The organism is Williamsia limnetica (assembly GCF_003217475.1).
GTDB lineage: Bacteria > Actinomycetota > Actinomycetes > Mycobacteriales > Mycobacteriaceae > Williamsia > Williamsia limnetica.
The window spans coordinates 1-24,590 of the sequence record NZ_QJSP01000033.1; the positions used below are offsets into that span (position 1 = coordinate 1).

General features: G+C 64.9%; 21 protein-coding genes and 1 pseudogene. 13 read left to right on the forward strand and 9 right to left on the reverse strand.

All coding sequences use genetic code 11. The features are described 5' to 3' along the window. A partial coding sequence (locus DFR67_RS29465; protein WP_146240580.1) for an HNH endonuclease signature motif containing protein occupies nucleotides 1-942 on the forward strand: 942 nt, incomplete at its 5' end. On the opposite strand, the gene DFR67_RS29470 is transcribed toward DFR67_RS29465, so the two are convergent. Then, entirely contained in the window at nucleotides 935-1,813 is an 879-nt protein-coding gene (locus tag DFR67_RS29470) for a sigma-70 family RNA polymerase sigma factor (protein ID WP_110473016.1), read from the reverse strand. The genes DFR67_RS29465 and DFR67_RS29470 overlap by 8 nt on opposite strands. Nucleotides 1,814-1,908: 95 nt before the next feature. Here DFR67_RS29470 and DFR67_RS29475 point away from each other — a divergent pair, with 95 nt between their 5' ends. The 4 genes from DFR67_RS29475 (at nucleotide 1,909) to DFR67_RS29490 (ending at nucleotide 5,707) form a co-directional block, all read left to right on the forward strand. Further along, on the forward strand, nucleotides 1,909-2,370 hold the full coding sequence (locus DFR67_RS29475) for a carboxymuconolactone decarboxylase family protein (protein WP_110473017.1): 462 nt from the start codon (nucleotides 1,909-1,911) through the stop codon (nucleotides 2,368-2,370). A 25-nt stretch (nucleotides 2,371-2,395) separates the two neighbouring features. Next, nucleotides 2,396-2,965, forward strand: coding sequence for a dCTP deaminase (gene dcd, locus DFR67_RS29480; RefSeq protein ID WP_110473018.1), 570 nt, complete (start codon nucleotides 2,396-2,398; stop codon nucleotides 2,963-2,965). A gap of 111 nt (nucleotides 2,966-3,076) precedes the next feature. Further along, on the forward strand, nucleotides 3,077-4,438 hold the full coding sequence (locus DFR67_RS29485; protein WP_110473034.1) for a UDP-glucose dehydrogenase family protein: 1,362 nt from the start codon (nucleotides 3,077-3,079) through the stop codon (nucleotides 4,436-4,438). 87 nt (nucleotides 4,439-4,525) lie between these two features. Continuing rightward, entirely contained in the window at nucleotides 4,526-5,707 is a 1,182-nt protein-coding gene (locus DFR67_RS29490) for a hypothetical protein (RefSeq protein WP_110473019.1), read from the forward strand. A gap of 6 nt (nucleotides 5,708-5,713) precedes the next feature. On the opposite strand, the gene DFR67_RS29495 is transcribed toward DFR67_RS29490, so the two are convergent. Then, nucleotides 5,714-6,460 (reverse strand): MerR family transcriptional regulator, encoded by a 747-nt coding sequence (locus tag DFR67_RS29495; RefSeq protein ID WP_110473020.1) that lies wholly within the window; start codon nucleotides 6,458-6,460, stop codon nucleotides 5,714-5,716. Nucleotides 6,461-6,579: 119 nt separating this feature from the next. Between DFR67_RS29495 and DFR67_RS29500 the strand changes: the two genes are divergently transcribed. Genes DFR67_RS29500 through DFR67_RS29520 form a run of 5 tightly spaced genes read left to right on the forward strand, consistent with a single transcriptional unit; the run spans nucleotide 6,580 to nucleotide 12,010 of the window. Beyond that, nucleotides 6,580-7,536, forward strand: a complete 957-nt coding sequence (locus tag DFR67_RS29500) for an alpha/beta hydrolase (RefSeq protein ID WP_245938242.1) — start codon at nucleotides 6,580-6,582, stop codon at nucleotides 7,534-7,536. Continuing rightward, nucleotides 7,536-8,396, forward strand: coding sequence for an SDR family NAD(P)-dependent oxidoreductase (locus tag DFR67_RS29505; protein WP_110473021.1), 861 nt, complete (start codon nucleotides 7,536-7,538; stop codon nucleotides 8,394-8,396). The genes DFR67_RS29500 and DFR67_RS29505 overlap by 1 nt, the downstream gene beginning before the upstream one ends. A 2-nt stretch (nucleotides 8,397-8,398) precedes the next feature. Beyond that, a complete protein-coding gene (locus DFR67_RS29510; RefSeq protein ID WP_110473022.1) occupies nucleotides 8,399-9,316 on the forward strand; it encodes a ferritin-like domain-containing protein in 918 nt (305 codons plus the stop codon). Continuing rightward, on the forward strand, nucleotides 9,313-10,845 hold the full coding sequence (locus DFR67_RS29515) for a flavin-containing monooxygenase (RefSeq protein WP_110473023.1): 1,533 nt from the start codon (nucleotides 9,313-9,315) through the stop codon (nucleotides 10,843-10,845). The genes DFR67_RS29510 and DFR67_RS29515 overlap by 4 nt, the downstream gene beginning before the upstream one ends. 46 nt (nucleotides 10,846-10,891) lie before the next feature. After that, nucleotides 10,892-12,010 (forward strand): hypothetical protein, encoded by a 1,119-nt coding sequence (locus DFR67_RS29520; protein ID WP_146240581.1) that lies wholly within the window; start codon nucleotides 10,892-10,894, stop codon nucleotides 12,008-12,010. A gap of 31 nt (nucleotides 12,011-12,041) precedes the next feature. Here the strand turns inward: DFR67_RS29520 and DFR67_RS29525 are convergent, their stop codons facing one another. Then, the gene (locus tag DFR67_RS29525) at nucleotides 12,042-12,638 is read right to left on the reverse strand and encodes a TetR/AcrR family transcriptional regulator (protein WP_425451363.1); all 597 of its coding nucleotides are present in this window, start codon (nucleotides 12,636-12,638) and stop codon (nucleotides 12,042-12,044) included. A 118-nt stretch (nucleotides 12,639-12,756) separates the two neighbouring features. Here DFR67_RS29525 and DFR67_RS29530 point away from each other — a divergent pair, with 118 nt between their 5' ends. Continuing rightward, nucleotides 12,757-14,349 (forward strand): DHA2 family efflux MFS transporter permease subunit, encoded by a 1,593-nt coding sequence (locus DFR67_RS29530; protein ID WP_110473026.1) that lies wholly within the window; start codon nucleotides 12,757-12,759, stop codon nucleotides 14,347-14,349. 162 nt (nucleotides 14,350-14,511) lie between these two features. Next, a complete protein-coding gene (locus DFR67_RS29535; protein ID WP_110473027.1) occupies nucleotides 14,512-15,447 on the forward strand; it encodes a hypothetical protein in 936 nt (311 codons plus the stop codon). Nucleotides 15,448-15,526: 79 nt separating this feature from the next. Here the strand turns inward: DFR67_RS29535 and DFR67_RS29540 are convergent, their stop codons facing one another. The 5 genes from DFR67_RS29540 to DFR67_RS29560 form a co-directional block, all read right to left on the reverse strand. Next, a complete protein-coding gene (locus tag DFR67_RS29540) occupies nucleotides 15,527-17,020 on the reverse strand; it encodes a flavin-containing monooxygenase (protein WP_110473028.1) in 1,494 nt (497 codons plus the stop codon). A gap of 38 nt (nucleotides 17,021-17,058) precedes the next feature. Further along, nucleotides 17,059-18,144: a PDR/VanB family oxidoreductase gene (locus DFR67_RS29545; protein ID WP_110473029.1), complete on the reverse strand. Its 1,086-nt coding sequence runs from the start codon at nucleotides 18,142-18,144 to the stop codon at nucleotides 17,059-17,061. 47 nt (nucleotides 18,145-18,191) lie between these two features. Continuing rightward, nucleotides 18,192-19,094 (reverse strand): metal-dependent hydrolase, encoded by a 903-nt coding sequence (locus DFR67_RS29550; protein WP_110473030.1) that lies wholly within the window; start codon nucleotides 19,092-19,094, stop codon nucleotides 18,192-18,194. A 24-nt stretch (nucleotides 19,095-19,118) separates the two neighbouring features. Next, nucleotides 19,119-20,903: an SDR family oxidoreductase gene (locus DFR67_RS29555; RefSeq protein ID WP_110473031.1), complete on the reverse strand. Its 1,785-nt coding sequence runs from the start codon at nucleotides 20,901-20,903 to the stop codon at nucleotides 19,119-19,121. 128 nt (nucleotides 20,904-21,031) lie between these two features. Then, the gene (locus tag DFR67_RS29560; RefSeq protein WP_110473032.1) at nucleotides 21,032-22,285 is read right to left on the reverse strand and encodes a pyridoxal phosphate-dependent aminotransferase; all 1,254 of its coding nucleotides are present in this window, start codon (nucleotides 22,283-22,285) and stop codon (nucleotides 21,032-21,034) included. 189 nt (nucleotides 22,286-22,474) lie between these two features. Between DFR67_RS29560 and DFR67_RS29565 the strand changes: the two genes are divergently transcribed. Next, nucleotides 22,475-23,605 (forward strand): GGDEF domain-containing protein, encoded by a 1,131-nt coding sequence (locus DFR67_RS29565; RefSeq protein ID WP_158540074.1) that lies wholly within the window; start codon nucleotides 22,475-22,477, stop codon nucleotides 23,603-23,605. A gap of 34 nt (nucleotides 23,606-23,639) precedes the next feature. Here the strand turns inward: DFR67_RS29565 and DFR67_RS30715 are convergent. After that, nucleotides 23,640-24,590: pseudogene (locus tag DFR67_RS30715) on the reverse strand ((Fe-S)-binding protein); the annotation flags it as partial.

Here is a 24,590-nt window from a genome sequence, read left to right on the forward strand (position 1 = left end):
CGGCGGGTGACGGTACGGCGTCGTGCGGGTGGGATGGCGAGCCTGACCGCGGGGTGTACGGCGGAGGAGGCGATCCGCGCGAAAGCGCAGCTGGAGGAGATGGCCGTCGATGATCGGGCGGGTGAGGTCGATGCGGTGCTCGATGCAATCGCGAAGGCCAACGCTGCAGCTACTGAGGAACCTGAGACTGAGCTCGATCCTGAGTCCGAGGCCGATGCCGCCGGTGGACCTTCGCCCGAACCTGCTCGTGCTCGTGCGGCCACGCGGGCCTGGACCGAGTTGGTGCTTGATCTCCCGACCCTGCTCGGGCTGTCGAAGGGTCCTGGGTATCTGCTGGGGTATGGGTCTGTTGATTGCGATCAGTCCCGCTCGCTGGCGGGCCGGTCCCGGTGGAAAGCGTTGGTGACGATTGGTGAGGATGCGATCGCTGCGCTGGTGGAGTTGATCAATGCTGCCCATGGTCGTCCTGTCACCGCGGAGGAGCTGACGGTTGCGTTGATGAACGCTGTCGACAACGGCAACCGGCTGGTGTTGGGGGAGAAGGATGTGGGTCCGGCGCCGCCGGTGAAGGATCCGCCGACCGCGAATGGTCACGGTGGGTGGAAACATCCGCCGCGGGGTGCGCTGAAGTACAAACCGGGGCGCAAGCTGGCCCGGATCATCCGGATGTTGGATGGGACGTGCCGTTTCTCTGGTTGTACGAAGCCGGCGAAGGACTGCGAGATCGACCATATCGTTCCGTTCAACCATGCCGACCCCATGGCGGGTGGGTGGACGATCGAATCGAATCTGGCGTGTCTGTGCAAGGAACACCATGATCTGAAGACCCGGGGGATCATCCGGGTGGAGATGCGCGGCAGCCGGGAATACTGGATCGATACCCGGGCCGGGCAGAAGGCGCGGACCAGGCCCGCGGTCCGCCGAAAACGCGTCGCTAGGTGATTCCCGAAAAGTCTATACGCGCAAGCCGTTCCGGATCAGCGACAATGTTCAGCGCCAGTATGCGGCCACCCTCGACGCTGAACGCGGCAATCGACGACACGGCGTCGCCCTTGAACGCGATGACGCCGATCCCGCCGTTGACGAGAACCATCTGAGTTCGCTCGGTGAAGCGCTGGAACGTCACCGCGCCGCGGGCCGCTTCGGCGGCGCCGACCACCTCGAGCGGCGCACGATCGGCAGCGATATCGGTTCGGATCACCACGTCCGGATCCAGCACGGCCATCAGCGTCTGCAAGTCTCCGCCGCGGGCAGCAGCGGTGAACGCATCGACCACACGCCGCTGCTCAGCGAGACCCGGACTCCGCGGAGTTGCGCCCCGCACCCTGGCCCGTGCCCGACTCACCATTTTCCGGGCCGCAGCCGGCGTCTTACCCACGATCGGGGCCACTTCCTCGAACGGCATCGCGAACAGATCGTGCAACACGAACGCCAATCGCTCGCTGGGTCCCAACGTCTCCAGCACCACCAACAGCGCGACACTCACCGAATCCGCCAGCACGGCCTGGCCCTCCGGATCGTCCGCAGGATCCAGCGGCGCCACGATCGGATCGGGTACGTGCACGATCTCCAACGGTTCCTCACGCCGGGTCCGCCGTGACCGCAACATGTTCAGGCACACCCGAGAGGTGACGGTCGTGAACCAGCCACCGATGTTGGCGACCTCATCGGAGTCGGCCGCAGCCACCTTCAGCCAGGTCTCCTGCACCGCGTCCTCGGCCTCCGCAAGCGACCCCAACATCCGATAGGCGACAGCACGCAGATGGCCGCGATGGGCCTCGAACTCGTCGACCAAAAACTCGTTGCCGCTCATCGGTCACATATCCCTTCTCCGGAGTGTCAGAGCTATGAACCGCCCGACACCGCCGATGTGACAAGACGTCGCCAGGCCAACCAGAGGAGCACACCATGCACGCACGAATGGCCAACCCCGCCACCATCCTGCCGCAGGCCTACAAGGCCGTCCCGCACCTGCTCGGCGCCATCGAGCAAGGTGGCGTGTCCACGACGTTGCGCGAGATCATCATGCTGCGTGCCAGCCAGATCAACAGCTGCGCAGCCTGCGTCCACGCCCATTCCGCCACCCTGCGCAAAGAAGGAGAATCCGACGACCGCATCGACACGGTGGCGGTCTGGCGGGAATCACCCTTCTTCACCGACGCCGAACGGGCAGCGCTGAACCTGGCCGAAGCGGCGACACGGCTGGCCGATTCCCCCGGCGCCGCCGTACCCGACGCCATCTGGGATGAGGCCGCCGACAACTTCGACGAGAAAGAACTCGCCGGTATCGTCCTCGCGATCGCGACCATCAATTTCTTCAACCGGATCAACGTGACGATCTGCGAACCCGCAGGCACGACGTGGAGCTGAGCAGGTGAGCGGCTAACCTCGTCGTGTGCTGCTCTCAGACCGCGACATCCGCGCCCAGATCGCTGATGGCCGTCTGGCCATCGAGCCCTTCGACCCCGTGCTGGTCCAGCCGTCCAGCATCGACGTCCGGCTCGATGGCCTTTTCCGGGTCTTCAACAACACCCGCTACACCCACATCGATCCAGCGCAACGACAGGACGAGCTGACCACGCTGGTCGAGCGCACCGAGGGTGAGCCGTTCGTGCTGCATCCCGGCGAGTTCGTCCTGGGGTCGACGCTCGAGGTCTGTACGTTGCCGGACGACCTGGCGGGTCGTCTCGAGGGTAAATCGTCCCTCGGTCGGCTCGGGCTGCTGACGCACTCGACCGCAGGCTTCATCGACCCCGGCTTCACCGGCCACATCACTCTTGAACTCTCGAACGTCGCGAACCTCCCGATCACCCTCTGGCCTGGTATGAAAATTGGTCAGTTGTGCCTGATCAAGCTGTCGAGCCCCGCAGAGAACCCCTATGGCAGCGCGTCGGTGGGATCGAAATATCAGGGCCAACGCGGACCAACCCCGTCCAAGGCGTACCTGAACTTTCCCCAGAGCTGACCTACCGATCGGCGCAAAAGCCAAAGGTTTGCGCACTGATGGCCGTCCCGTCATCTCACCGATTCCGCCCCGCCAGACATATTCCGTACGCAGAGGGGTATGACCACGGGTATGAAGGTGACAGTTTTCGGATGTGGCTACCTCGGCGCAACCCACGCCGCCTGTATGGCGGAGTTAGGCCACGAGGTGCTCGGCGTCGATGTCGACCTCGCGAAGATCGCAACACTGATGTCCGGGGAGCTGCCGTTCTACGAACCAGGGCTCATCGATGTCCTGCGGCGCAACATCGAGTCGGGGCGGGTGCGATTCACTTCGGATTACGACGAGGCTGCCGACTTCGCGAACATCCACTTCCTGGGTGTGGGAACGCCGCAGAAGAAGGGTGAGTACGCGGCCGACCTGCGGCACGTGCACTCGATGGTCGAAGATCTGGTCCCCCGATTGCGCGGTGACCACCTCATCATCGGGAAATCAACCGTCCCCGTGGGCACTGCGAGCGACCTGCAGCGTCGTGCGGACAGAGTCGCCACGGAGGGCACACGCATCGAGATCGCGTGGAACCCCGAGTTCCTCCGCGAAGGCTTCGCGGTGAAAGACACCCTGCACCCGGACCGCATAGTGCTGGGTATCGACCTCGCCGACAGCACCAGTTGGGCAGAGGCGCAGGTGCGTGAGCTGTACGCCGCGCTGCTCGCCGAGGACATCCCGTTCTTGGTCACCGACCTGGCCACCGCGGAGATGGTCAAGGTCTCCGCAAACGCTTTTCTCGCCACCAAGATCTCATTCATCAACGCCATCAGCGAGGTCTGTGAGGCCGCGGGCGCCGACGTGACGATGCTCGCGGACGCCATCGGCCACGACAATCGCATCGGACGACGCTTCCTCAACGCGGGGCTGGGTTTCGGTGGGGGGTGCCTGCCCAAGGACATTCGCGCCTTCATGGCGCGGGCCGGCGAGCTGGGTGCCGACCAGGCCCTGACCTTTCTGCGAGAGGTCGACTCGATCAACATGCGCCGTCGCACCGCGATGGTCGAACTGGCGACAGAAGTCTGCGGCGGACGCCTGCTCGGGAGCAACATCGCAGTGCTCGGTGCAGCCTTCAAACCCGAGAGCGACGACGTGCGTGATTCGCCGGCACTCAACGTCGCCGGGCAACTGCAGCTCAAAGGGGCGACCGTCAGTGTCTACGACCCGAAGGCAATGGCGAACTCACGCAACGTCTTCCCGACCTTGAGCTACGCCGACTCGGCACGCGAGGCCTGCGATCAGGCAGACGCCGTCCTCGTCCTCACAGAGTGGGATGAGTTCGTTCACATGGAACCCGCTGAGCTCGAACCCGTGGTCCGGGCCAAGAACATCGTCGACGGACGTCGCTGCCTCGATGCCGGGGTCTGGCGGCGCGCAGGCTGGAACTACTCGAGTCTCGGGGGCCCGGTGCGCAACGCCGACGTGCGAGATCCGATCTTGCAGTGACGCAGACACCGTCTCAGGGCGGGGTGCACAATGGCGAACAAGACTGAACTGGCCGGGGAGGGCGAGAGAAGGCACAGATTGTCGGTAGTGACTGTCACGGGAACCGATCCCGACGATGGCGAGGTGCGCGCGCGTGGCCACCTCGCCGCACCGCTGCTCGCCGAGATCCGCGGCGCGCTCGCCGACCTCACCTCTGCAGCGGGTTGGCCGGCTTTTGTGCTGGTCAGGCTGGACGACACCGGGCTGCGGGCCAGTGCGGTGGACGCCGAGACCGGCGAGCGTCTCATCGAACTGAGTGAACCGCTGGTGGAACCGGCCGCGCTGGATCGGATGCTCGCTGACCACCTCGTCCGTAACGGCCGGGCCAAGTCGCCGCAGACGAGGTCCGAGGCCCTCGAGCTCATCGGCCTGATGCCCCTCGTGCGGATCAAGCTCGCCGGTGCCAGCGGCGCCTTCGTCATCGGTCGCAACAGCGTGGGGCTGGTCCGCGTGACACACCATGACCTCGACGAAGCTCTGGCTCCGGCGCTGTCACGGGCAGCGAGCCTGGCCCGTTCGGTGGCGATGGGCTCGCCGCAGCGGGTGACCTCGGTGGTCGTCATGCCGGGCCACACCCGCTGGCCCGGCCTGCTCGAAGGGTTGACCGCTGCGATGGGGTCGCAGCGGGTCGGCCGGCTGCCTGTGGTCGCCCTGCGTGCCGTTCCCCTGCGGCAATCGCTCGGTAGGCATGACGCGGAATGGTCGACGAACCCCGATGCCGGCGCGATCGCCCCCAATCGGCGCACACGGTTCTACCTGCCTGCCCCTGCGGCTCCCGATCCGGAACAGGCGAAGAAGATCCGGACGCAGAACAGAAAGGTGCTCGCGGGCGCGGTGGCGGCGGCACTCATCGCGATCGGCGGCGCCGCAGCATGGGCCGCGCCATGGCAAGGTTCCGAACACGTCGAGTCGCGGCCGCTGAGCATCGAACGGGTTCTCGAGGGCCCTGCCGACCCGCCCTCGCCGACAATCCCTGCGCCGCAGGCCCCTTCGTCGACTCGAGCCGTCCCAGCGGCTCCGGTGGCTCCACCGACCACCGTGATCCCGCCGATCGACACCGCCAGAGCGCTCGCGCCCGCAGTGCAGTACGAGGCGCCCGCAGCGCCACCACCGTCGGCGCCGCGGCAGGAGTCACAGGCGCCGCCTCCGCCGCGACAGGCTCCGCCTGCTCCCGCGCCGCGGACGCTGCCCAATCCGATCCCGGGGCTGCCGCCGATTCTGCTGCCCTAGGGCCGATCAGGGTATGTCGTCCGGATCGACGTCGGCGCGCTCGAGATAGTCCCTGAGTTGATGAGCGAGATCGCGGTCGAGAGCACGGTCGAGCGCGCTGTGGGCGGAAATGGTTGCGGTGCGACGCATCTCGCCGAGAAGCTCGGCGGCCCAATCGCTCTCCGTTCCGCGCGCCGGTACCCAGCCGTCGCCGTGCTCGGCGGTCACCACCGTGCGGCCGGCGGAGATCAACGTCGATGCGACGGCAGCCATCTCCGCCTCGACCTGGCCGTGCACCTCGAGAATCTTGCTCAGTGAGAGTCCGAGCTTTATCAGTCTGCCGAAGGCATAAACGGTTTCGCGATCGAGCAACACGTAGTCGTCGCCGTCGGGTTCGATCAGGCCGAACTCGGCGAGTTTGAGGTAGTGGGACGGGTTACCCGAGTTGAGCAATGACTTGAGCGCCTCGGCGGACAGGGTCTCGGACTCGGCTTTCGACCAGGGCTCGGTGACCACCTCGCGGATGCCGAGCACGTCGGCGAGGTCGTCGCCGCGTTGGATCCCGAGGAGGAAATCGGCGATGTGCCGGACGGTGAACCCGCGATGCAGCAGATCGTTGATGACCTTCAGGCGGGCGAGGTGGGTATCGGTGTAGATGGCGATACGTCCGCGACGGGTGGGCCTCGGCAATAGTCCGCGATCCTGGTAGCCGCGAACGTTGCGGGTGGTGGTCCCCGCCGCCCGCGCGAGATCGTCGATCCGGTATTCGGTCATCGCTCGCCTTCGCCTCGCGCCCCTTGGTGGTGGTAGCAGCCGATTCTAACGAATTCAACAGTGACATTGACAAACAGTGACATTGACAAATGGCACATTGGGCGGTGACACTCAGAACTGTGCAGCAAACCACGATGTTGAAAGGCCCGGCACTACGGCCTTCGCCTCGATCACAAGCGCTGGTGCGGGCCACCAGCCTGTTGCTGCGCCCGCTCGCCGACCGGGTTCCGAGCAACGGGCCGGGTATCGCATTCACAAGAGCACTGGTCGCGGCGTCCATGTTGGCGGGAGATTCGCCACGAGGGGTGGACGTCGAGAAGGTGCGATGTGGACCGGTTCGGGGTGAGTGGGTGCGGCCGCGGGACGTCAGGGCAGGCCAGGTGATCCTGTATCTGCACGGCAGTGGATACGCGATCTGCTCGCCCCGAACCCACCGCGGATTGGTGGCCAGGCTGGCGAGGTACACGCGCCTGCCCGCGTTCTGCGTCGAATATCGTCTCGCGCCGAAGCATCGCTACCCGGCGGCGGCGGATGACGTGGACGCCGCCTACGCCTGGCTCATCCGGCAGGGATACGCGGCCGAGGACATCGTCATCGCCGGCGATTCCGCCGGCGGGCATCTCGCGCTCGACCTGATTGCGGAGAACGCCCGCACGGGACGCGCGCAACCCCGGTCGGTCGTGTTGTTCTCGCCGCTGCTCGATCTCACGTTGGATCTTGCCGCGCGGCAGGAAAAGGTGCGCCGAGACCCGCTCATCTCCGCAGCTGCAGCGAAACGGCTGGTCGGGCTGTACACAGCCGAGCAGCCTGCGGATCTTCCGCGGCTGCAAGTTCGCCTGGATCAGTCGGATGGGCTGCCTCCCTTCCTCATCCAGGTCGGCGGGGTCGAGATGCTGCGGGCCGACGCAGAAGAGATGACGCGCATGGTGCAGAACGCCGGTGGTACCGCTGCGCTGCAGATCTGGCCCGGTCAGCTGCACGTGTTCCAGGCATTTTCCCGACTGATCCCAGAGGCGCGGAGCGCACTGCGCGACGCCGCCGACTTCATGAGCACAGCGAACCCGAGGAGTATGTGATGGCCACGAAGATCTCTCACAACGCGCGAGCCGTCGTCACCGGCGCCGGAAGCGGCATCGGCCGCGCATTCGCGATGGAACTCGCGCGCCGCGGTGGGCAGGTGATCTGCGCTGACATCAATCGTGATCGAGCTCAGGAAACCGCTGATCGGATCAGGGCCGCCGGCGTGGGTTCTGCGTACCCGGTGGTGGTCGACGTGTCCCGCACCGCTGATCTACAGCGCCTGGCGGACTACGCGAAAGAGGTTTTCACCGAACCTGTTTCGCTGATGATCAACAACGCCGGAGTGGGGATCGGCGGTAAGCCTGTCGGTCGGATCGGAGTCGACGACTGGCAGTGGGCGCTGGGGATCAACCTGTGGGGCATGGTGCACGGCAGCGAACTGTTCCTGCCGGAACTGCAGAATGCCGGCCGTCCCGCCGGCTTGATCAACGTGGCATCGGCGGCCGCCTTTTCAGCTGCGCCCGGGATGGCTGCTTACAACGTCGGCAAGGCAGGCGTGCTGGCCCTGTCGGAGACTGTCGCCGCCGAGGTGCGGGGCACGGCGGTCAAGGTCACCGTGCTGTGCCCGACGTTCGTCAAGACCAACGTCGGCACCGACGGCAGGATCACCGACGAGGCCGGCAAGATCGTAGACGTCGCGATGCGGTGGATCGGATATTCGCCCGAACGAGTCGCTCGCATGACGTTGGACGCCAACGACAAAGGGCGTTTGTACGTGGTCCCACAGGTCGACGCCAAGGCCATCTGGGCGCTCAAGAGACATTTTCCCCGGTCCTACGGTTCCGGCGCGGGAATCCTGAACCGAATTGTTCCGCAACATGATCCGATCACGTCGACCGAGAAGGTGGGAGTGTAGTCATGGCAATCGTCCTCGAAGACATGCTGCAGACCATCAAAGACCGGCAGTGGGCCCTCGCCGACATCGACTGGGATGCGCCCGGCGCCGAGATGATCACCGATGAGCAGCGTCCGAAACTGAAGGCTTTCATGGCCGATCTGGTCTGGATCGAGAATGTCGGCGCGCGTGGGTTCGCCGCGCTCGCCAAGAAGGCTCCGAATGACACCCTCGCCGAGATCTACCGCTACTTCCACGCCGAAGAGCAAAAGCATGCGAACGCCGAACTGGCGTTGATGCAGCGGTGGGGGATGCTGGAGGCAGGCGAGGTGCCCGAACCGAACGTCAACATCCGCCTCGCCATCGAGTGGCTCGACAAATTCTCCGATCACATGTCTCTGTCGGTCCTGGGAACGGTGATCCCGATGCTCGAGGTGGCGCTCGACGGCGCGTTGTTGAAGTTCCTGCTCGAAGAGGTCGACGATCCCATCTGTCACGCGACGTTCAAGAAGATCAACGCGGACGAGAGCCGGCACCTCGCAGTCGATTTCTACGCGCTCGACCTGATCGGGCAGGCGAGGATGCGCAAGCTGCTGATCGAATCCGTGGGTAGCGTGCTGCATCCGGGGGTGATCATCGGCGCGCTGATGTACATACCGCTGCTGAACAAGATGCGCGACAACATCGTCGACATGGGGTTGAAAGAGGAACGCCTGTACGAGGCGATGAGCCGTTTCAAGAAGAACGGTGAGCGAGGAAAGGGCACCCGCCTCATGACGTACCAGGTCCTCAAACGTCACGCCGGCTGGGTGATCGACCGCAACAGCTCCTACCACCTGCTCGCCGACTTCATGGTGAAGGCCACCGACCATTACCCGCGCAGGCTGCTCCGTCCGCAGCCGACCTGGTCCAAAGAACTGACCTACGAGACGGTCGCATGAGCATCGTGGAGGGCGGCATCAGCGGAGCACAAATCGTCGAGTCCGAACCCGTCGTGTCAGACGTGGTGATCATCGGCGCCGGGTTCGCAGGCATAGGAGCCGCGATTCGATTGCAGCAGAGAGGGATCCGCGACATCGTGATCCTCGAACGCGGACAGCGCCCGGGCGGTACCTGGCGGGACAACACCTACCCGGGTGCGGCCTGTGACATCCCGTCGCGCTTGTACTCGTATTCGTTCGCACCGAACCCTGATTGGTCGCGCACCTATTCGGGCAGTTCCGAGATCCTCGGGTACATAGACGCGATGGTCGCCGACCACGACCTCGACAAGCTGATCCGGTACGGATCGAACGTCACCGGTCTGACGTTCGAAGAAGAATACGGCCGCTGGCGCATCGAGGTCTCGGACGGCACCCGGTACGCCCGGACGGTCGTCGTCGCATCGGGTCCCCTGTCGACGCCGGGCTTTCCCGACATCCCCGGTATTGCTGACTTCGCAGGCAAGAAGATCCACTCCGCGGCGTGGGACCACGATTACGACTTCACCGGAAAACGCGTTGCGGTCATCGGAACCGGTGCGAGCGCGGTGCAGATCATCCCCGAGATCGTCAAGAAGGCTCAGGCGGTCAGCGTCTATCAGCGCACCCCCGGCTGGGTGCTACCCCGACTGGATCGACCGGTCGCCGACCGCACCCAAGACCTGTACCGGAAAGTGCCGCTCACGCAGAAACTGGCCCGAAAGGCGTGGTTCTACGGTCACGAATCGGTGGCCCTGGCCGTCGTCTGGGACACACCCCTGACTCGTCTGGTGTCGTGGATATCAAAGGCCCATCTGCGGCAACAGGTCTCGGACCCGTGGATGCGACGGCAGCTCACCCCGGATTTCCGTCCCGGCTGCAAGCGTCTGCTGATGAGCAGCGACTACTACCCGGCCCTGCAGAAGGACAACTGCACGCTGGTCACCTGGCCCATCGCGAAGATCGTCGACAACGGCATCCGGACGGTGGAAGGCATTGAACATCAGGCGGATTGCATCGTGTTCGCCACCGGCTTCGAGGTCTCCAAACAGGGCAGTCCCATCCCGATCTTCGGCCGCGACGGCCGCGAGCTCGCCGCGGAATGGAAAAAGGGTGCCTACGCCTACAAGAGTTACGCCGTCTCAGGATATCCGAACCTCTATCTGACCTTCGGTCCGAATTCCGGGCCCGGACACAACTCGGCGCTGGTCTACATGGAGGAACAGATCGAAGCGATCGCGCTGACCATCGACACGATCCTGCAGCGAGATTTGCAGCTGCTCGACGTCCGCCGCGACGTGCAGGACTGGTTGAACGACGATCTGCAGCGCAGGCTCACGAAGACGACCTGGAACTCGGGGTGCAAGAGCTGGTACCTCACCGACGACGGGTTCAACGCCACCATGTTCCCCGGATTCGCCACCCAGTTCGCCCAGCAGATGCGGTCGGTCGATCTCACCGCAGACTTCACCGCGGTGGCCGCGAGATGGCCGGTGGTCGCGGGAAAGTAGCACCGCAAATGCGACACCCTTGTGCAGTCAGGGCAGAATGACCCCGATGTACGGGGAACCGGGCCGGACGCGGTCGCCGAGTCGCGTGATCTGGTTGGAAGAATCTCTGCTGCGCGAGATCCGTGAGTTGCTCGCGACCACGATCGGTCATGTCGGTCCGGCGTTCGCGCTCGTCGATCTCGATGAGAACGGTCTGCGCGGCGCCGCGGTGGACGCAGAGACCGGCCAGTGCCTGATCGAGCTGAACGATCACACGCTCAATGCCTCGGCATTCGATCGGACGATCGCCGATTACCTGGTGCGGATCGGCAAAGCGCAGATGCCCGAAACCGCCGAATGGGCCCGCGAGCTGCTGGACCTGATGCCGCAGGCCAGGCTGTTGCTGAGCGGTTCACCCGGGACATTCCTGATGGGCAAGCAGCACGTCGGGCTGCTACGAGTGACTCGGACCGACCTCGACGAGGCGTTGGGTGCGTCGATCGTGCGGGCCGTCAGTCTGGCTCGCTCGGTGTCGATCGCCTCACCGCTGCCGGTCACGGCGGCCGTGGTCATGCCCAACCACACCGAGTGGCCAGGGCTTCTGGACGCACTCGGGGCCGCGCTGTCCGGGGCGGTGCCTCCGACCATGGCCGTCGCACCGCTGAAGAACCCCTCGTCGACGTTGCGACCGAGCAGACACGCACGGCCGCAGGAAGAAGAACCGTCGCCCGCATTGCCGCCGCCGCCGGCCCAGCATCTACCGCCGCCTGCGGCCCAGCGTCCGCCTGCGCAGGCCCAGGCGCCCCAGTTCTCGCCGACGGCGTCGGCCGATCGCCGAAGGCAGAACCGGCTCGTCCTCGTCGGTGCGGCGTTGCTGTCGGTTCTCATCGTCGTCGGCGGTGCGACGCTGGTGACCACCCCGTGGCGGGACGACACCACCCAGCCGCAGTCGCAGCGCTACCTCACGACGCCTGACCCCACGGTCACGAATACGCCGACCACAACAACGCCGAGTTCGACGCCGGCGGTTCCGCCGATCAACACCTCGGCCGCTCTGGCGCCGGTCGTCAGGTACACCACACCGCCTCCGCCGCCCCCACCGACCACGCGGCGGCCGGCCCCGCGACCGCGACAGAACACGATCCCGAATCCGATTCCCGGACAGCCGCCGATCGTCCTGCCCTAGTGCCTAGTGCCCAGTGCCCAGTGCCTAGTGCTCAGTCGGGCGCGACCCCGCGGCTGACGAGGTCGAGGGTTTGCTGATAGATGAAGGCCCAGTGTTCTTCGGTGCCTGCAGGTCCGCTGCCGTCGAGTTCGAGGCTGACGGCTCCGTGTACACATGCCCACACCTGAAGCGTGAGGTCGAAAGGTTCGCCGGACCGAATGGTCCCGGCCGCTTGGCCGTATCGGATGATCTCGGTCAGTGAACCGAGTGCGGTGTTCGCCACCTCGCTATCCGGTGCGCACTGCCCGGAGAACATCATCCGGTAGAGAGTCGGGGAGCGGAGAGCGAACGCGCGATAGGCGACGCCGGCCTGCTGCAGGCGCACGTGCGGGTCGGTGTCCACGACGCCGGCCACTGCGTTGCGGAGCTGCGCGAAACCTTCGGTGACCAACGCCGCCATCAACCCGGTCTTGCCGTCGAAATGGTTGTACACACCCATCGGCGCGACATTGGCCTCGGTCGCGACGGCGCGGACCGTCAGACCCTTCTCGCCGTGTTCGTCGAGAACTCGCAGCGCGGCCGCCAGCAACAAGCCGCGGACGTCTCCGGCCGGAGTACGTGTTGCCGTACCTGCTGACTTCGCTGCCACGATTGCGATCCTTCCACACGATTGTGAGCTCGCTCTTGACATCTTTGTAGCACACTGTTCTTCTTGAATGGAACGTCGTACTACAACTTTGGAACGACATACCATTCGAGGAGTATCGATGAGAAAGACAAACCTGAACGAACCCGCCGGCTGTACGGGCAGAGCGCCGACTGATCGGCGCTGGTGGGCCCTGGTCGCGCTGTGCGGCGCCGTGCTGCTGGTGATGATCGACAACACCATCGTCAACGTGGCGCTGCCGACGATCAGCCGTGATCTCGCGGCGAGCAACTCAGGACTGCAATGGGTCGTCGACGCCTACACCCTCGTTTTCGCCGGGCTGCTGCTCACCGCGGGACACTTCGCGGATCGATTCGGACGGCGCAGACTCTTGATCACCGGCGTGGTCGGCTTCGCTGCGGTGTCCGTTCTCGCCGCTGAGTCGTCGACGCTCGGCCAATTGATCGCCACCAGGGCCGGATTGGGTCTCTTTGCCGCCATGGTCTTTCCGGCGACCCTGGCGATACTGATCGGGCTGTTCCCCGACCTGAAGGAACGCGCGATCGCTGTCGGCATCTGGGCGGGCACATCCGGCATCTCCGTGGCAATCGGTCCCGTTCTCGGCGGCTGGTTGCTCGAGCACTATTCGTGGTCGTCGGTGTTCTGGGTCAATCTTCCCATCGCGGCCGCTGTGCTCGCCGGAATCGCCGCGGTGGTGCCCAGCGGCGGCAAGGCGCAGCCCGGGCCGTTCGACCTGGTGGGCGCGCTGACGTCCATCGCGGGTGTCTCGCTGTTGGTGTACACCCTCATCGAAGGACCCAATCACGGCTGGGGTTCGATGCAGACAATCGCCGGATTTGTAGGCGCAGCAGTCATTCTCGCCGCCTTCGTGCTGCGGGAGCTCCGCTCGTCCCACCCGATACTGAACGTTCGATTGTTCAGAAATCGTCCGTTCGCCGTCGCATCGGGTCTGATCGCCGTCGCCTTCTTCAGCCTGTTCGGGTTCATCTTCCTGATCACCCAGTACTTCCAGGCGGTGAAGGGATACGGCCCGCTCGATGCCGGCCTGCACACGCTGCCGTTTGCGATCGTGATGGCGGTGTTCTCGCCGATCGCGATGATCCTCGCTCGCACGCTCGGGCCCGGCCGGGTGGCGGCGCTCGGATCAGCGATCATGGCATCGGGATTCGCACTGGTACTGCTCGCCGGCCGCGATGCCTCGTACTGGGGACTGATCGTCTGGTCGATGAGTTTGATGGCGATGGGTTTGGCGTTCGTCCAGGGTCCGGCCACCAACATCATCATGAACTCTCTTGCGCCGCAGGAGGCCGGCGCCGGATCGGCGGTCAACGACGTGACCCGCGAGCTCGGCGGTACTCTCGGCGTCGCAGTGCTGGGCTCGGTGCTCTCGTCGGTCTACACCACGCAGATCGGCGATCAACTCGATCGGAGCGGCCTTCCGGCCGAGGCGATCGAGGCGTCGAAGAACTCCGTCATGGCCGGCGTTCAGGTGGCGACGGGCATACCGGGGCCCAGCGGTCAGCAGATGCTGATCACCATCCAGGACGCCTTTGTCGACGGGCTACACAGCTCGGTCATCGTCGCGGTGGTCGCGGCCGGCCTTGCCGCACCCCTGGCCTGGATCACGCTGCGCGACAGGCAACTCGGCGACCTGGTGGTCGCGGACTCCGAGGTGCTCCTGCAGAAAGCCTGATCAAAAGCACACCGTTGCGCCATATGCACACGTTCAGACGTGTGATAGTGGCGCAACGGTGTGCTTTTGTCGTTGTCCACAGTGTGACCAGTAATCCACAAGTTCTGCGTCAACGGGGATTGCGGCGCGGTCCGGCCCAATCGGACAGCCAAGATCACATTCATGGACCTCACACCAGATCCCGAGGACGGTTTCATCCGTCGAAAAGAGTTCGTTCGCAATGGTGGTGATGCAGCCGACCTTCGGCGTGGTCACCGCCAAGGCAGGTTGCTGCGGGTCACTCGTGGTGTGTACCGGACGGTCGACCCCGACGGCGACACCGGAGTACCGGTCTACGACGAGGCCTATCGGCAACTCGTGATCGCCGTTGCCGGTCGATCCACAGAGCGGGTGGTCAGCCACTCGTCAGCTGCGGTCCTTCACGGGCTGAACCAGCTGGCGCCGGATCAGACTCGGGTCCACTTCTACGTTCGCGCCGGCGGGCGCCGGGGCCGCGAGGTGCATCTCCACACTGGTTCTCTGACGAAGTCCGATGTGACTTCGGTGGACGGGGTGTTGTTGACAAAACTGGGGATCACGGCGTGCGACGTTGCCCGGCAAGGATCTTTTGCTCAGGCAGTCGCGGTGCTGGACCACGCGCTTCGCTTGGGAGTCGATCGAGCGGAGCTGGCCTCGATCGTTCGGCGATCGGCAAAAAGCTCCGGCATCGCTGTGTTGCGTCGGGCTCTGGACGTTGCCGACCGAAACTCTGAGTCGGTGGGTGAATCATTGAGTCGAAGCCTCTTCATCGAATGGTCGGACATCCCGATCCCGTCACTGCAGGTCGAGTACCGCGATTCTTCGGGAGCGTTGATCGCGCGTGTGGACTTCGACTGGGAGGGAAAGGTGGTCGGTGAGTTCGACGGCAAGGTGAAGTACGAGAAGCATCGACGGCCGGGTGAGTCGGTATCCGATGCAGTGATCAGGGAGAAGCGTCGTGAGGATCGGCTGCGCGAAGAGGGGATCATGGTCATCCGCTGGGTGTGGGGGGATCTGAAGGATCCGCGGTTGTTCCGATCTCGAATCCGGAGGGTTCTCCGGGGCGCGGGGGTGATCTGACGCAAAAGCACACCGTTGCGCCATATGCACACGTTCAAACGTGTGATTGTGGCGCAACGGTGTGCATTTGTGGACAGGGTCAGGCGGAGTACTCGTATCCGCTCTTCAGGGCCTTGCGTAGCGAGATGATCGACTCGACGCGGCTGGATGGCCGAAGATAGGGCGAGTCACCCTGGGCGTTGATGTAGTAGGTGTTCGAGCCGGCACAGCGAGGACTGGCGAAGACGGTGCTGCGCACCCTTTTCCGCATCTTCGTGACGAACTCGTCTGTCTGCTCGTCGGTGGCGCTCACGCGGTTGGAGCCGGCAGCCACCGCCTTCGCCACCACCTGCACTGCGTGGGTGACACACAGCTCGATGGTGTCGAACCAGGAGAAGCCGATGACGCCGTACGGTCCCGGTGCCAGGAACAGGTTGGGGAAGTTCGGCACCGTGATCCCCTCGTAGGCGTGCATCCGCTCCGAATCCCACGTCTTCCCGAGATCTTGCCCGCCGACCCCTCGAATCTCGTACGGCAGGTCGAAGATCTTGAAACCGGTCGCCAGGATCAATGCGTCCAGTTCCAGTTCACGGCCATCGGCGAATTCGATGCCGGTATCGGTGATCTGGGCAATGGGGGAGGTCTCCAGGTCGACGTTGTCCCGGTTGAACGTCGGGAAGTAGTCGTTGGAGAACGACGGCCGCTTGCAGGCGTAACCGTAGCTGGGGGTGAGCTTCTCGCGGGTTGCGGCGTCCTTCACCTGCGCCCGCAGATGTCGCTTGCACAACTTCTCCATCCCGCGGGTGATCGCGGGAAGTTGCTTGTTGTAGACCACGCCGAGCGTCTCGGCGATCTCGAATGTCGAGTCGATGAGAAAGCGCGGCAGCAGTTGCAGTTTCGGGATGCGGCGGTACACCGACCGCAGAAAACCCGGGACGACGGCGTTCGGCTTGGGCAGTACCCAGATCGCGGTGCGCTGGATGACGGTGAGCTTCTCGACGTCGGGTGCGATGGTGGGGATGATCTGGATCCCGGTGGCACCGGTACCGATGATGGCGACCTTTTTGCCGGTGAGATCATAGTCGTGGTCCCAGGATGCCGAGCGCAACACCTTGCCGGAGAACTGCTCCAAGCCTGGCAGATTCGGGGTGGCGGGCGTCGAGAGCGCACCGTGGCACGAGATGAGGAACCGCGCGGTGACGGTGTCCCCGGCGGCAGTGGTGATGGTCCACAGATCGGCATCGTCATCGAAATCCGCGGCGACAACGGCTGCTCCGAACCGGATGTGCTCGCGGATGCCATACCGTTCGGCGATGTCGCGGGCGTACTGCAACAACTCCGACCCGGGCGCGAAGATCTGCGACCACTCGGGATTCAATGCGAACTTGTACGAGTAGGTGACCGACGGGATGTCGACCTCTACCCCGGGGTACCGATTTGCGAGCCAGGTGCCGCCCACGTCGTCATTGCGATCGAAGATGACGTAGTCATCGATGCCTCGCTCCTGCAATTTGATCCCGGCGGCGAGACCACCGAAACCGGCGCCGACGATGGCGACGGTGTGATCGGGCGAAGTTGTGGTGGCTGACGCCATGGTGTGTCTCCTGGGCTGGAAGGACGAGAGGTCTGGTGTTACAGGTCGAGACGAAGGTGTTCGCCTTCGGCGCGGGACACGCACGTGAGCATCACCCCGGCGTCGCGCTCGGGTTCGGTGAGGATGTTGTCGCGGTGCTCCACAGTGCCTTCGAGGACACGGACCTTGCAGGTTCCGCAGAAGCCCTGCTGGCACGAGTACGGAACGGAAGGCAGATCCCGCCGGATGGCGGCAAGTGCGGATTCGGTTGCGCTGACCGGGATCTGATCACCGGTGGAGGCCAGGGTGACGGTGAACGGTCTACCGTTCTCGACCGGCGGCGGCGAGAACCGCTCGAAGTGCAGTTCGACGTCCGCGCGTCCGACGAGCGCCACGCGGATGGCGCCGAGCATCGGGACCGGGCCGCAACAGTAGACAGCGGTGCCGGCGGTGACGGTGCCGAGCAGGTCGTCGGGGGTGGGGAGCCCGTGATCGTCGTCGGTACGGATCGTGATCTTGTCCCCGTACCGGGCGAGTTCGTCCAGAAACGGAATCGAGTCGGCGCTGCGACCGGTGTAGATCATCGACCAGTCCAGGCCCAGTCGCTCGGCCGCTGCCAGCATCGGGAGGATGGGGGTGATCCCGATACCGCCTGCGATGAACCGGAGACGCTGCGCCGGCGAGCCGTAGCCGGGCAAGGCCAGCGGGAAAGCGTTGCGCGGTCCCTTGATGCGGAGGGTGTCGCCGACCTCGATGGTGTCGTGGACCTCTACCGATCCGCCGCCACCTCCGGGTATGCGGCGGACGGCGATGCGGTAATGGAAGCGGTCTGCGGGGTCGCCGCACAGTGAGTACTCACGCATCCGTCCCGACGGCAACAGTAGGTCGAGGTGGGCTCCGGCGTACCAGGGTGTCAGTTCTCCACCGTCGGGCGCCGCGAGGGTGAGTGCGACCACGTTGTCGTCGAGGGCCACCACTTCCCGGCCGACGACCTTGACGGCGGTGACGCGGTTGACCTGCCCCGGCAGGTCGAGGTGGGTGAGCTTGCCCCACAGCGGAAACCAGACCTTGCCGATGACGGTGGCGAGCCGCATCGCGGGATCGTGTTGGTACCGTCCCCGGAGATGGGGTGGTGGGGCCGTCATCGCGGTCGTGTGGGGATGGTGACGGTGATCAGAGCGGGGAGCGGGGGTCACTTGTGCGCGGCCCTTGCTGCCGGCGACGAGGCGAGGTAGGCCACCGCCTGCGACGTGGAGCCGACCTGACTGGGCCGGAACGACGGTTTGAAGTAGGTGAACGTGGCTCCGATGATGGACCGCTGGGTGGGCAGGAGACCCGCGCGGGCGCCCTTGAAATACCCGACCCACAACTTGAAGTAGCCGATCTTGCCTGCCGGATCGCCGAGTGCGATGAACCGGGTGCCGCGGTGCAGCACGAACAACAGGGCCGGGAGCACCGCGAGCATGGCCCGCCCTCGCTTGAGGTAGCTGTCGCCGAAGTGCGTGGCGACGTCGTGGGCGACCTCGCGGTGCTCGACCTCCTCGGCGCCGTGCCACCGGAACAGATCGGTCATCGCCGGATCGGCGCGATACTGCGACCACGTGTTGTTGAGGGCGAAGTCGCCGAGCACAGCCGTGTAGTGCTCGACGGCGGCGATCAGCCAGAGTCGTTCGACGAGATGCTTGTGGCGGACCTGCGCATCGGGGTGATTCGACGGCCCGAGGACCTTGCGGAACACCCACTCCATCTGGCGCTGAAAGGGACTGGGGTCCAGCCCGTTGCTCTTCAGGAACTCCCAGAGAACCCGATCGTGGGTTTCGGCGTGCATCGCTTCTTGCCCGATAAAGCCGCGCATGGCGGTCGCCAGCTCCTCGTCTTTGACCAGGGGCAGTGCCTCGTTGTAGGTCTGCACAAACCAGCGTTCGCCCTCGGGCAGGAGCAGGTTGAGCATGCTGATCACGTTCGGCGACACCGGGTGCCCCGGAATCCAGTGCAGTGGTGTGTCTTTCCAATCGAACTCGACGTTGCGGGCATGCAGCTCCACGGGCCCGGGATCGAAGTCGTCCGGCTCGTGGTGCGCGTATGCGTGTGACATCAGGACTCCCTGGTAAATCGTTGGCTAGAAGAGTTTTGTGCGGGCCATTCGGCGCGAGAGACCGGGCGCGAAACGGTAGACGCGGTAACCGACCTTCGCCTCGACGGTGACCGGGACGACAGGAGCGTTCGAATCGATGGCGCCCACGATGGCGGCAGCGACGCGGTCGGGTGTGAAGTTGCGCTTGTGGTACATGCCACTCATCTTGTCCTGCAACTGTTTCTGTCCATCTGCAGAAGCCCCGGCGAATTCCGTCGCCGCCACGATGTTCGTATCGACGATGCCCGGGCAGATGGCCGAGACCCCGATGCGGTGCTCGGCCAGCTCGGCCCGCAGTGACTCGCTGAACATCAGCACGCCTGCCTTGGTCGCGGAGTATCCGCCGAGACCCTGCTGAGGTGTGAATGCTGCCGCGGACGCGAGGTTGACGATCTGGCCGCCCAAGCCACGCTCCACCATTTTGCGGCCGAATGCCCGGCTCCCGGTCATCACGCCCATCAGGTTGATGTCGACGAGGCGGCGGATCTGCTCATCGGTGGCGTCGAGAACATGCCCGGCGAGTCCGATGCCCGCATTGTTGATGACGATGTCGGCGACCCCGTGCTTCTTGGTCACCTCTTCCGCAAAGGCATTGAAGCCGTCGGTGTCTGCGACGTCGAGACGGTATGCGTGTGCGAAACCTCCACCGGATGTGATCGTCCGGGCGGTCTCCTCGGCGGCGTCGAGGTTGATGTCCGCCAGGATCACCTCGGCGCCCTGTTCTGACAACAGGTAGGCGGTCTCGCGGCCGATCCCGCTGCCGGCCCCGGTGATCACGGCGAGCTTGCCGGAGTGCGGCTGACGCGCGCCGTGTTGCCGAGCCCGGTCGATGATCGGCGACGAATCGGCGCCGCGGATCGACTCGATGAACTGTGCGGCGATATCGGCCAGATAACCGGGGTTGGTATAGGGCAGCCAGTGCCCTGTGGGGGTGTCGATGCGCCAAAGGCGGTGGGTGTACTCGTGGGTGTTGTCGAAGATCGCCTTTCGCAGGGCGATGTCGCGGGTGTTGACGATCTCGAACACCGGGACCTTTGTGCTGCGCGGGTTCGGAGAACCGAGGCGCTCGCGGATGTTGGCGCGGTAGTAGCGCAGCCCCGACACCGCATCGGCGCGAAACGTGGGCGCGAACACGAGATTGTCCGGGTCTGTGCCCTCGAGGGTGGTCAGGAACTGCCGCCAGATCGCAGGCCGCATCCCCGCGGCGAACAGGACTTTCGGGACGACCGGGAGCTGGAACACCGCGGTGTACGCCGATGACAGGGCCTGGGAGAACGCCTGCGCCAGAGCTTTCGGGGTCGGACGCCGCAACTGCCGGCGGGTCCATGCTCCGAGATGGTCGAGGTTGGGTCCCGACACGGACACGAACGACGCGATGCGTTCTTCTGCGCCGGGTGTGGTGACCGCCTCCCAGGTCTGTACCGACCCCCAGTCGTGTGCGAGCACGTGGACGGGTTGGTCAGGGCTGACCGCATCGACGACGGCGAAGAGGTCGGCCGCCAATTCGGGCAGCCGATACGGTGCGTCGCCGTCGGGGGCGTCGCTCTCGCCGTACCCGCGGGTGTCGTAGGCGACCAGGTGGTAGCGGGATGCCATGGCATCGGCGACAGGTGCCCACAGCGCGTGGGTATCGGGCCAGCCATGGACCAGCAGGACCGTCGGGCGATCTGCAGCAGGTTCGCCGAGTTCGAAGACGGCGAGTCGGACGCCGTCGCGTTCCACCGTGCGCCGGCGCCACCCAACCTGTGGTGTGTGATCGATTGCGGTCATCAACTCCCCTTTGAGCTCCGTGATGGACTAGACGTTACCAGCCGTCACACTTAAATCAAGAGGCCTTGAACTGCGAAAACCCACCCGGAGCGAGCTCTCGGGTGGGTTTTCGTCAGAAAATCGCGGTGCTACTGCTTATAGCTGGACAGGAAATTGCCCATCCGTTCGACCGCGTCCGACAGGTCTCGCGCCCACGGCAACGTCACGATCCGGAAATGGTCAGGACTCGGCCAATTGAATCCCGTGCCCTGTACGACGAGAATCTTCTCGCGCACGAGCAGGTCGGTCACGAACTTCTCGTCGTTGTGTATCTCGTGGACCTCCGGGTCCAGGCGTGGGAAGGCGTACAGCGCGCCCATGGGCTTCACGCAGCTGACGCCGGGGATCTCGTTGAGCTTCTCCCAGGTGACGTTCCGCTGTTCGAGAAGTCGGCCACCGGGTAGGACCAGCGCGTCGATGCTCTGGTAGCCGCCGAGCGCCACCTGGATGGCGTGCTGTCCGGGCACATTCGAGCAGAGCCGTGTGGAGGCCAGCATCTTCATGCCATCGACGAAGCCCTTGGCGTGGTCCTGAGGCCCGGTGATGGCCACCCAGCCTGCCCGGTAACCACATACGCGGTAGGCCTTCGACAGGCCGTTGAAGGTCAGACACAGCAGATCCGGGGCCAGCGAGGCGAGATTGATGTGCTTGGCGTCGTCGTAGAGGATCTTGTCGTAGATCTCGTCCGCGAGCAGCAGCAGCGAATGCTTGCGCGCCAGATCGACGATCTGGGTGAGGACCTCGCGCGAATAGACTGCGCCGGTCGGATTGTTCGGGTTGATCACCAGCAACGCTTTGGTGCGAGGCGTGATCTTCGACTCGATGTCGGCGATGTCGGGATTCCACCCGTTCGCCTCATCGCACATGTAGTGGATGGCCTTGCCGCCGGACAGGGCTGTCATCGCGGTCCACAGCGGGTAGTCCGGCGACGGGATCAGAACCTCGTCCCCGTCGTCCAGCAGCGCCTGCATCGTCATGGTGATGAGCTCGGAGACGCCGTTGCCGAGGATCACGTCATCGACGTCGAAGTACGGGAAGTCGGGGAGCAATTCGTACCGGGTCACCACCGCGCGACGTGCGGGCAGGACGCCCATCGATTCGCTGTACCCCTGCGAATACGGCAGCGCGTGGATCATGTCCCGCATGATCACGTCAGGGGCCTCGAAGCCGAACTGGGCGGGATTGCCGATGTTCAGCTTGAGGATCCGGTGCCCCTCGGCCTCGAGCCGCGCGGCCTGGGCAGTCACCGGCCCACGGATCTCATAGGCGACGTTGCGTAGCTTCGCCGATTGCTCGAGGGGTTTGAGGTCGCTGTGCACATGCGAAACGTGGGGTCTGCTCACGCCTCTTATGGTGCCAGTACTGGGCAAGTAGGTTTCGGTCCACGGGGTTATTGGTACGAAATAGGGGTTCGGTGAACCAGTTCGTGCCAGAAATTGTCTTTACTTCAAACCTGGGTCACTATGAGCAATCGGCAAAGCGGGTCGGGGGACCAGCTTCATCAGCGCTTGTTGGAAGTATCACGAGGTCCGATGCCGAACCGTTTCGACGATCTGCAACGCGAGCAGCAGCATGTGCTCCATCAGATTCATGTTCGCGAACGCCTCATCCGATACAGCATTGCGCTCTTCGTGCCGGTCTTCGGCGTGGTCGCGGTATTGGCCATCTATGCGGACGACCGCGACGCGTCGACGCTGCGGGTCGTGATCGTGTCCGTGACCGCGCTGTCGACCATCCCCATGGCCGTACTCATGAGCCGGGTCGATCTTGGCCCGGTCTGGTGGTCGAAGCAGGCCGCGATCCCGGGCATCAACACAGCTTTCCTCGCCTATGCCGACATCGGCGTCACCGTCATCCTGATCACCTTCGTCGATCCCTCGGCGGCGTTGCACGGATCGGCGCTCTTCGCGATCATCGGTTGTTACGCAGCGCATTTCGTGACGCACCGGATACGAATCGTGCACATGGTCTTCACCAGCATCGTCGTCTGCGTGCTCGGTCTGCAGATGTGGTTGATGAACGACGACCTGGGTGGAGCCTGCTACCGGGTGGCGGTGTCGCTGCTGGCGATCAACGGAACGGTCTTCCTGCTGAGCATTTACACCGACGACTTCCAGCATGCCCTGCGCACCCAATTGAAATTGGCGAACACGGACTCGTTGACCGGTCTGTTCAATCGCCGTGGATTCGAATACTGGGCCGGATCCCTCGTGGTGCCCGCAACCCGCAATTTCGGCGTGGTGGTCGCCGACATCGACAACTACAAACTCCTCAACGATCAGTTCGGACACGACGTCGGCGACCAGATTCTCCGACGAATAGCGGAGAGCCTGCGGGGCGTCACCGGCGACTACGCGGTACTGGCGCGCGTGGGCGGCGACGAGTTCGCGTTCGCCACCGACCTCGACCGTGATGCGCTCGTAGCTGTGGCCGAGCGCATGCGGATGGGATGCTCGAGTTATTGGCACGGGCGTCCGGTCACCATCAGCGTCGGTGTCGCTTCGTGCGACCTGCACGGTCCGGGCAGCACCACCCGAGCGGCCGCGAAAGAGGTTCTCGACAGCGCGATCACCGCCGCAGACGATGCCCTCTACCTGGCAAAACAGGCCGGCCGCAACCATGTCCGAGTGGTGGACGTGGATGCGGCCGGAAATCCTGCCTGATCAGTCGGCGTTGCGCTGAACCCTGGCGCTCAGGTCAGCGTTTGCCTGGGCGCTTCTTGCCCGCTGCAATTCCGAAGCCTTTCGCCTTGCTGGCTCCGGTCTCGGTGAGCGTCGCGGCGTCCGTCGGCCCTGAACCATTGGCGGTCGGCTCCTCGGTTGCCTGCTCCTCGGCTGCCGGTGCCTCGGTCGTCGGTGCCTCAGCAGCTTGGGTTTCGGTTGCCTGGACCTCTGGCTCGGCCTGCGGCTCTGGCTCGGCCTCGGCCTGCGGCTCCGGCTCTGCCTTCGCCGGTGCCGCGGGAGCAGCCGGTCGCTTCGCGCCGGGCTTGGGAGCTCCCGGACGCTTCGCTTTGCCACCGATGGCGAGTCCCTTGACCGGGGCCTGGGGCTTCTCTTCGGCAGCTGGGGCGTCCTCCGTGGCCGGAGCCACGTCGGCCGCGGGTGCCGAGTCGGCTTCGGGTGTCGGGACGGCTTCAGGTGCAGCCTTCGCCGCCGCTCCGCCGGGCTTCTTCGCTGCGCCGCCCGGTTTCGGGGCTCCGGGACGTTTGGCGCCGCCACCGATGGCAAGCCCCTTGACCGGCGCCGCCGGCTTCTCGGGGGCCTCCTGGCTCGCGGTATCAGTTGCCGTTGCGGTTGCTTCGGTCGTCTCGGTGTCTGCGGGCTCGGTGTCTGCGGGCTTGGATTCTGCCGCCGGCTTCGCCGCTCCGCCGGGCTTCTTCGCTGCGCCGCCCGGCTTCGGGGCTCCCGGACGTTTGGCGCCGCCACCTATCGACAGGCCCTTCGCCGGTGCTGCCGCCTTCTCCTGCGCCGCTGGGGCTTCGGGTTCAGCAGCCTTGGCCGGTGCACCACCTGGCTTCGGGGCACCGCCTGGTTTCGGGGCACCACCGCCCGGCTTCTTCGCTGCGCCACCCGGTTTGGGGGCTCCGCCGCCGGGCTTCTTCGCGCCGCCGCCGATACCGAGGCCGCCGCCGACCTTCGGCTTCTCCTT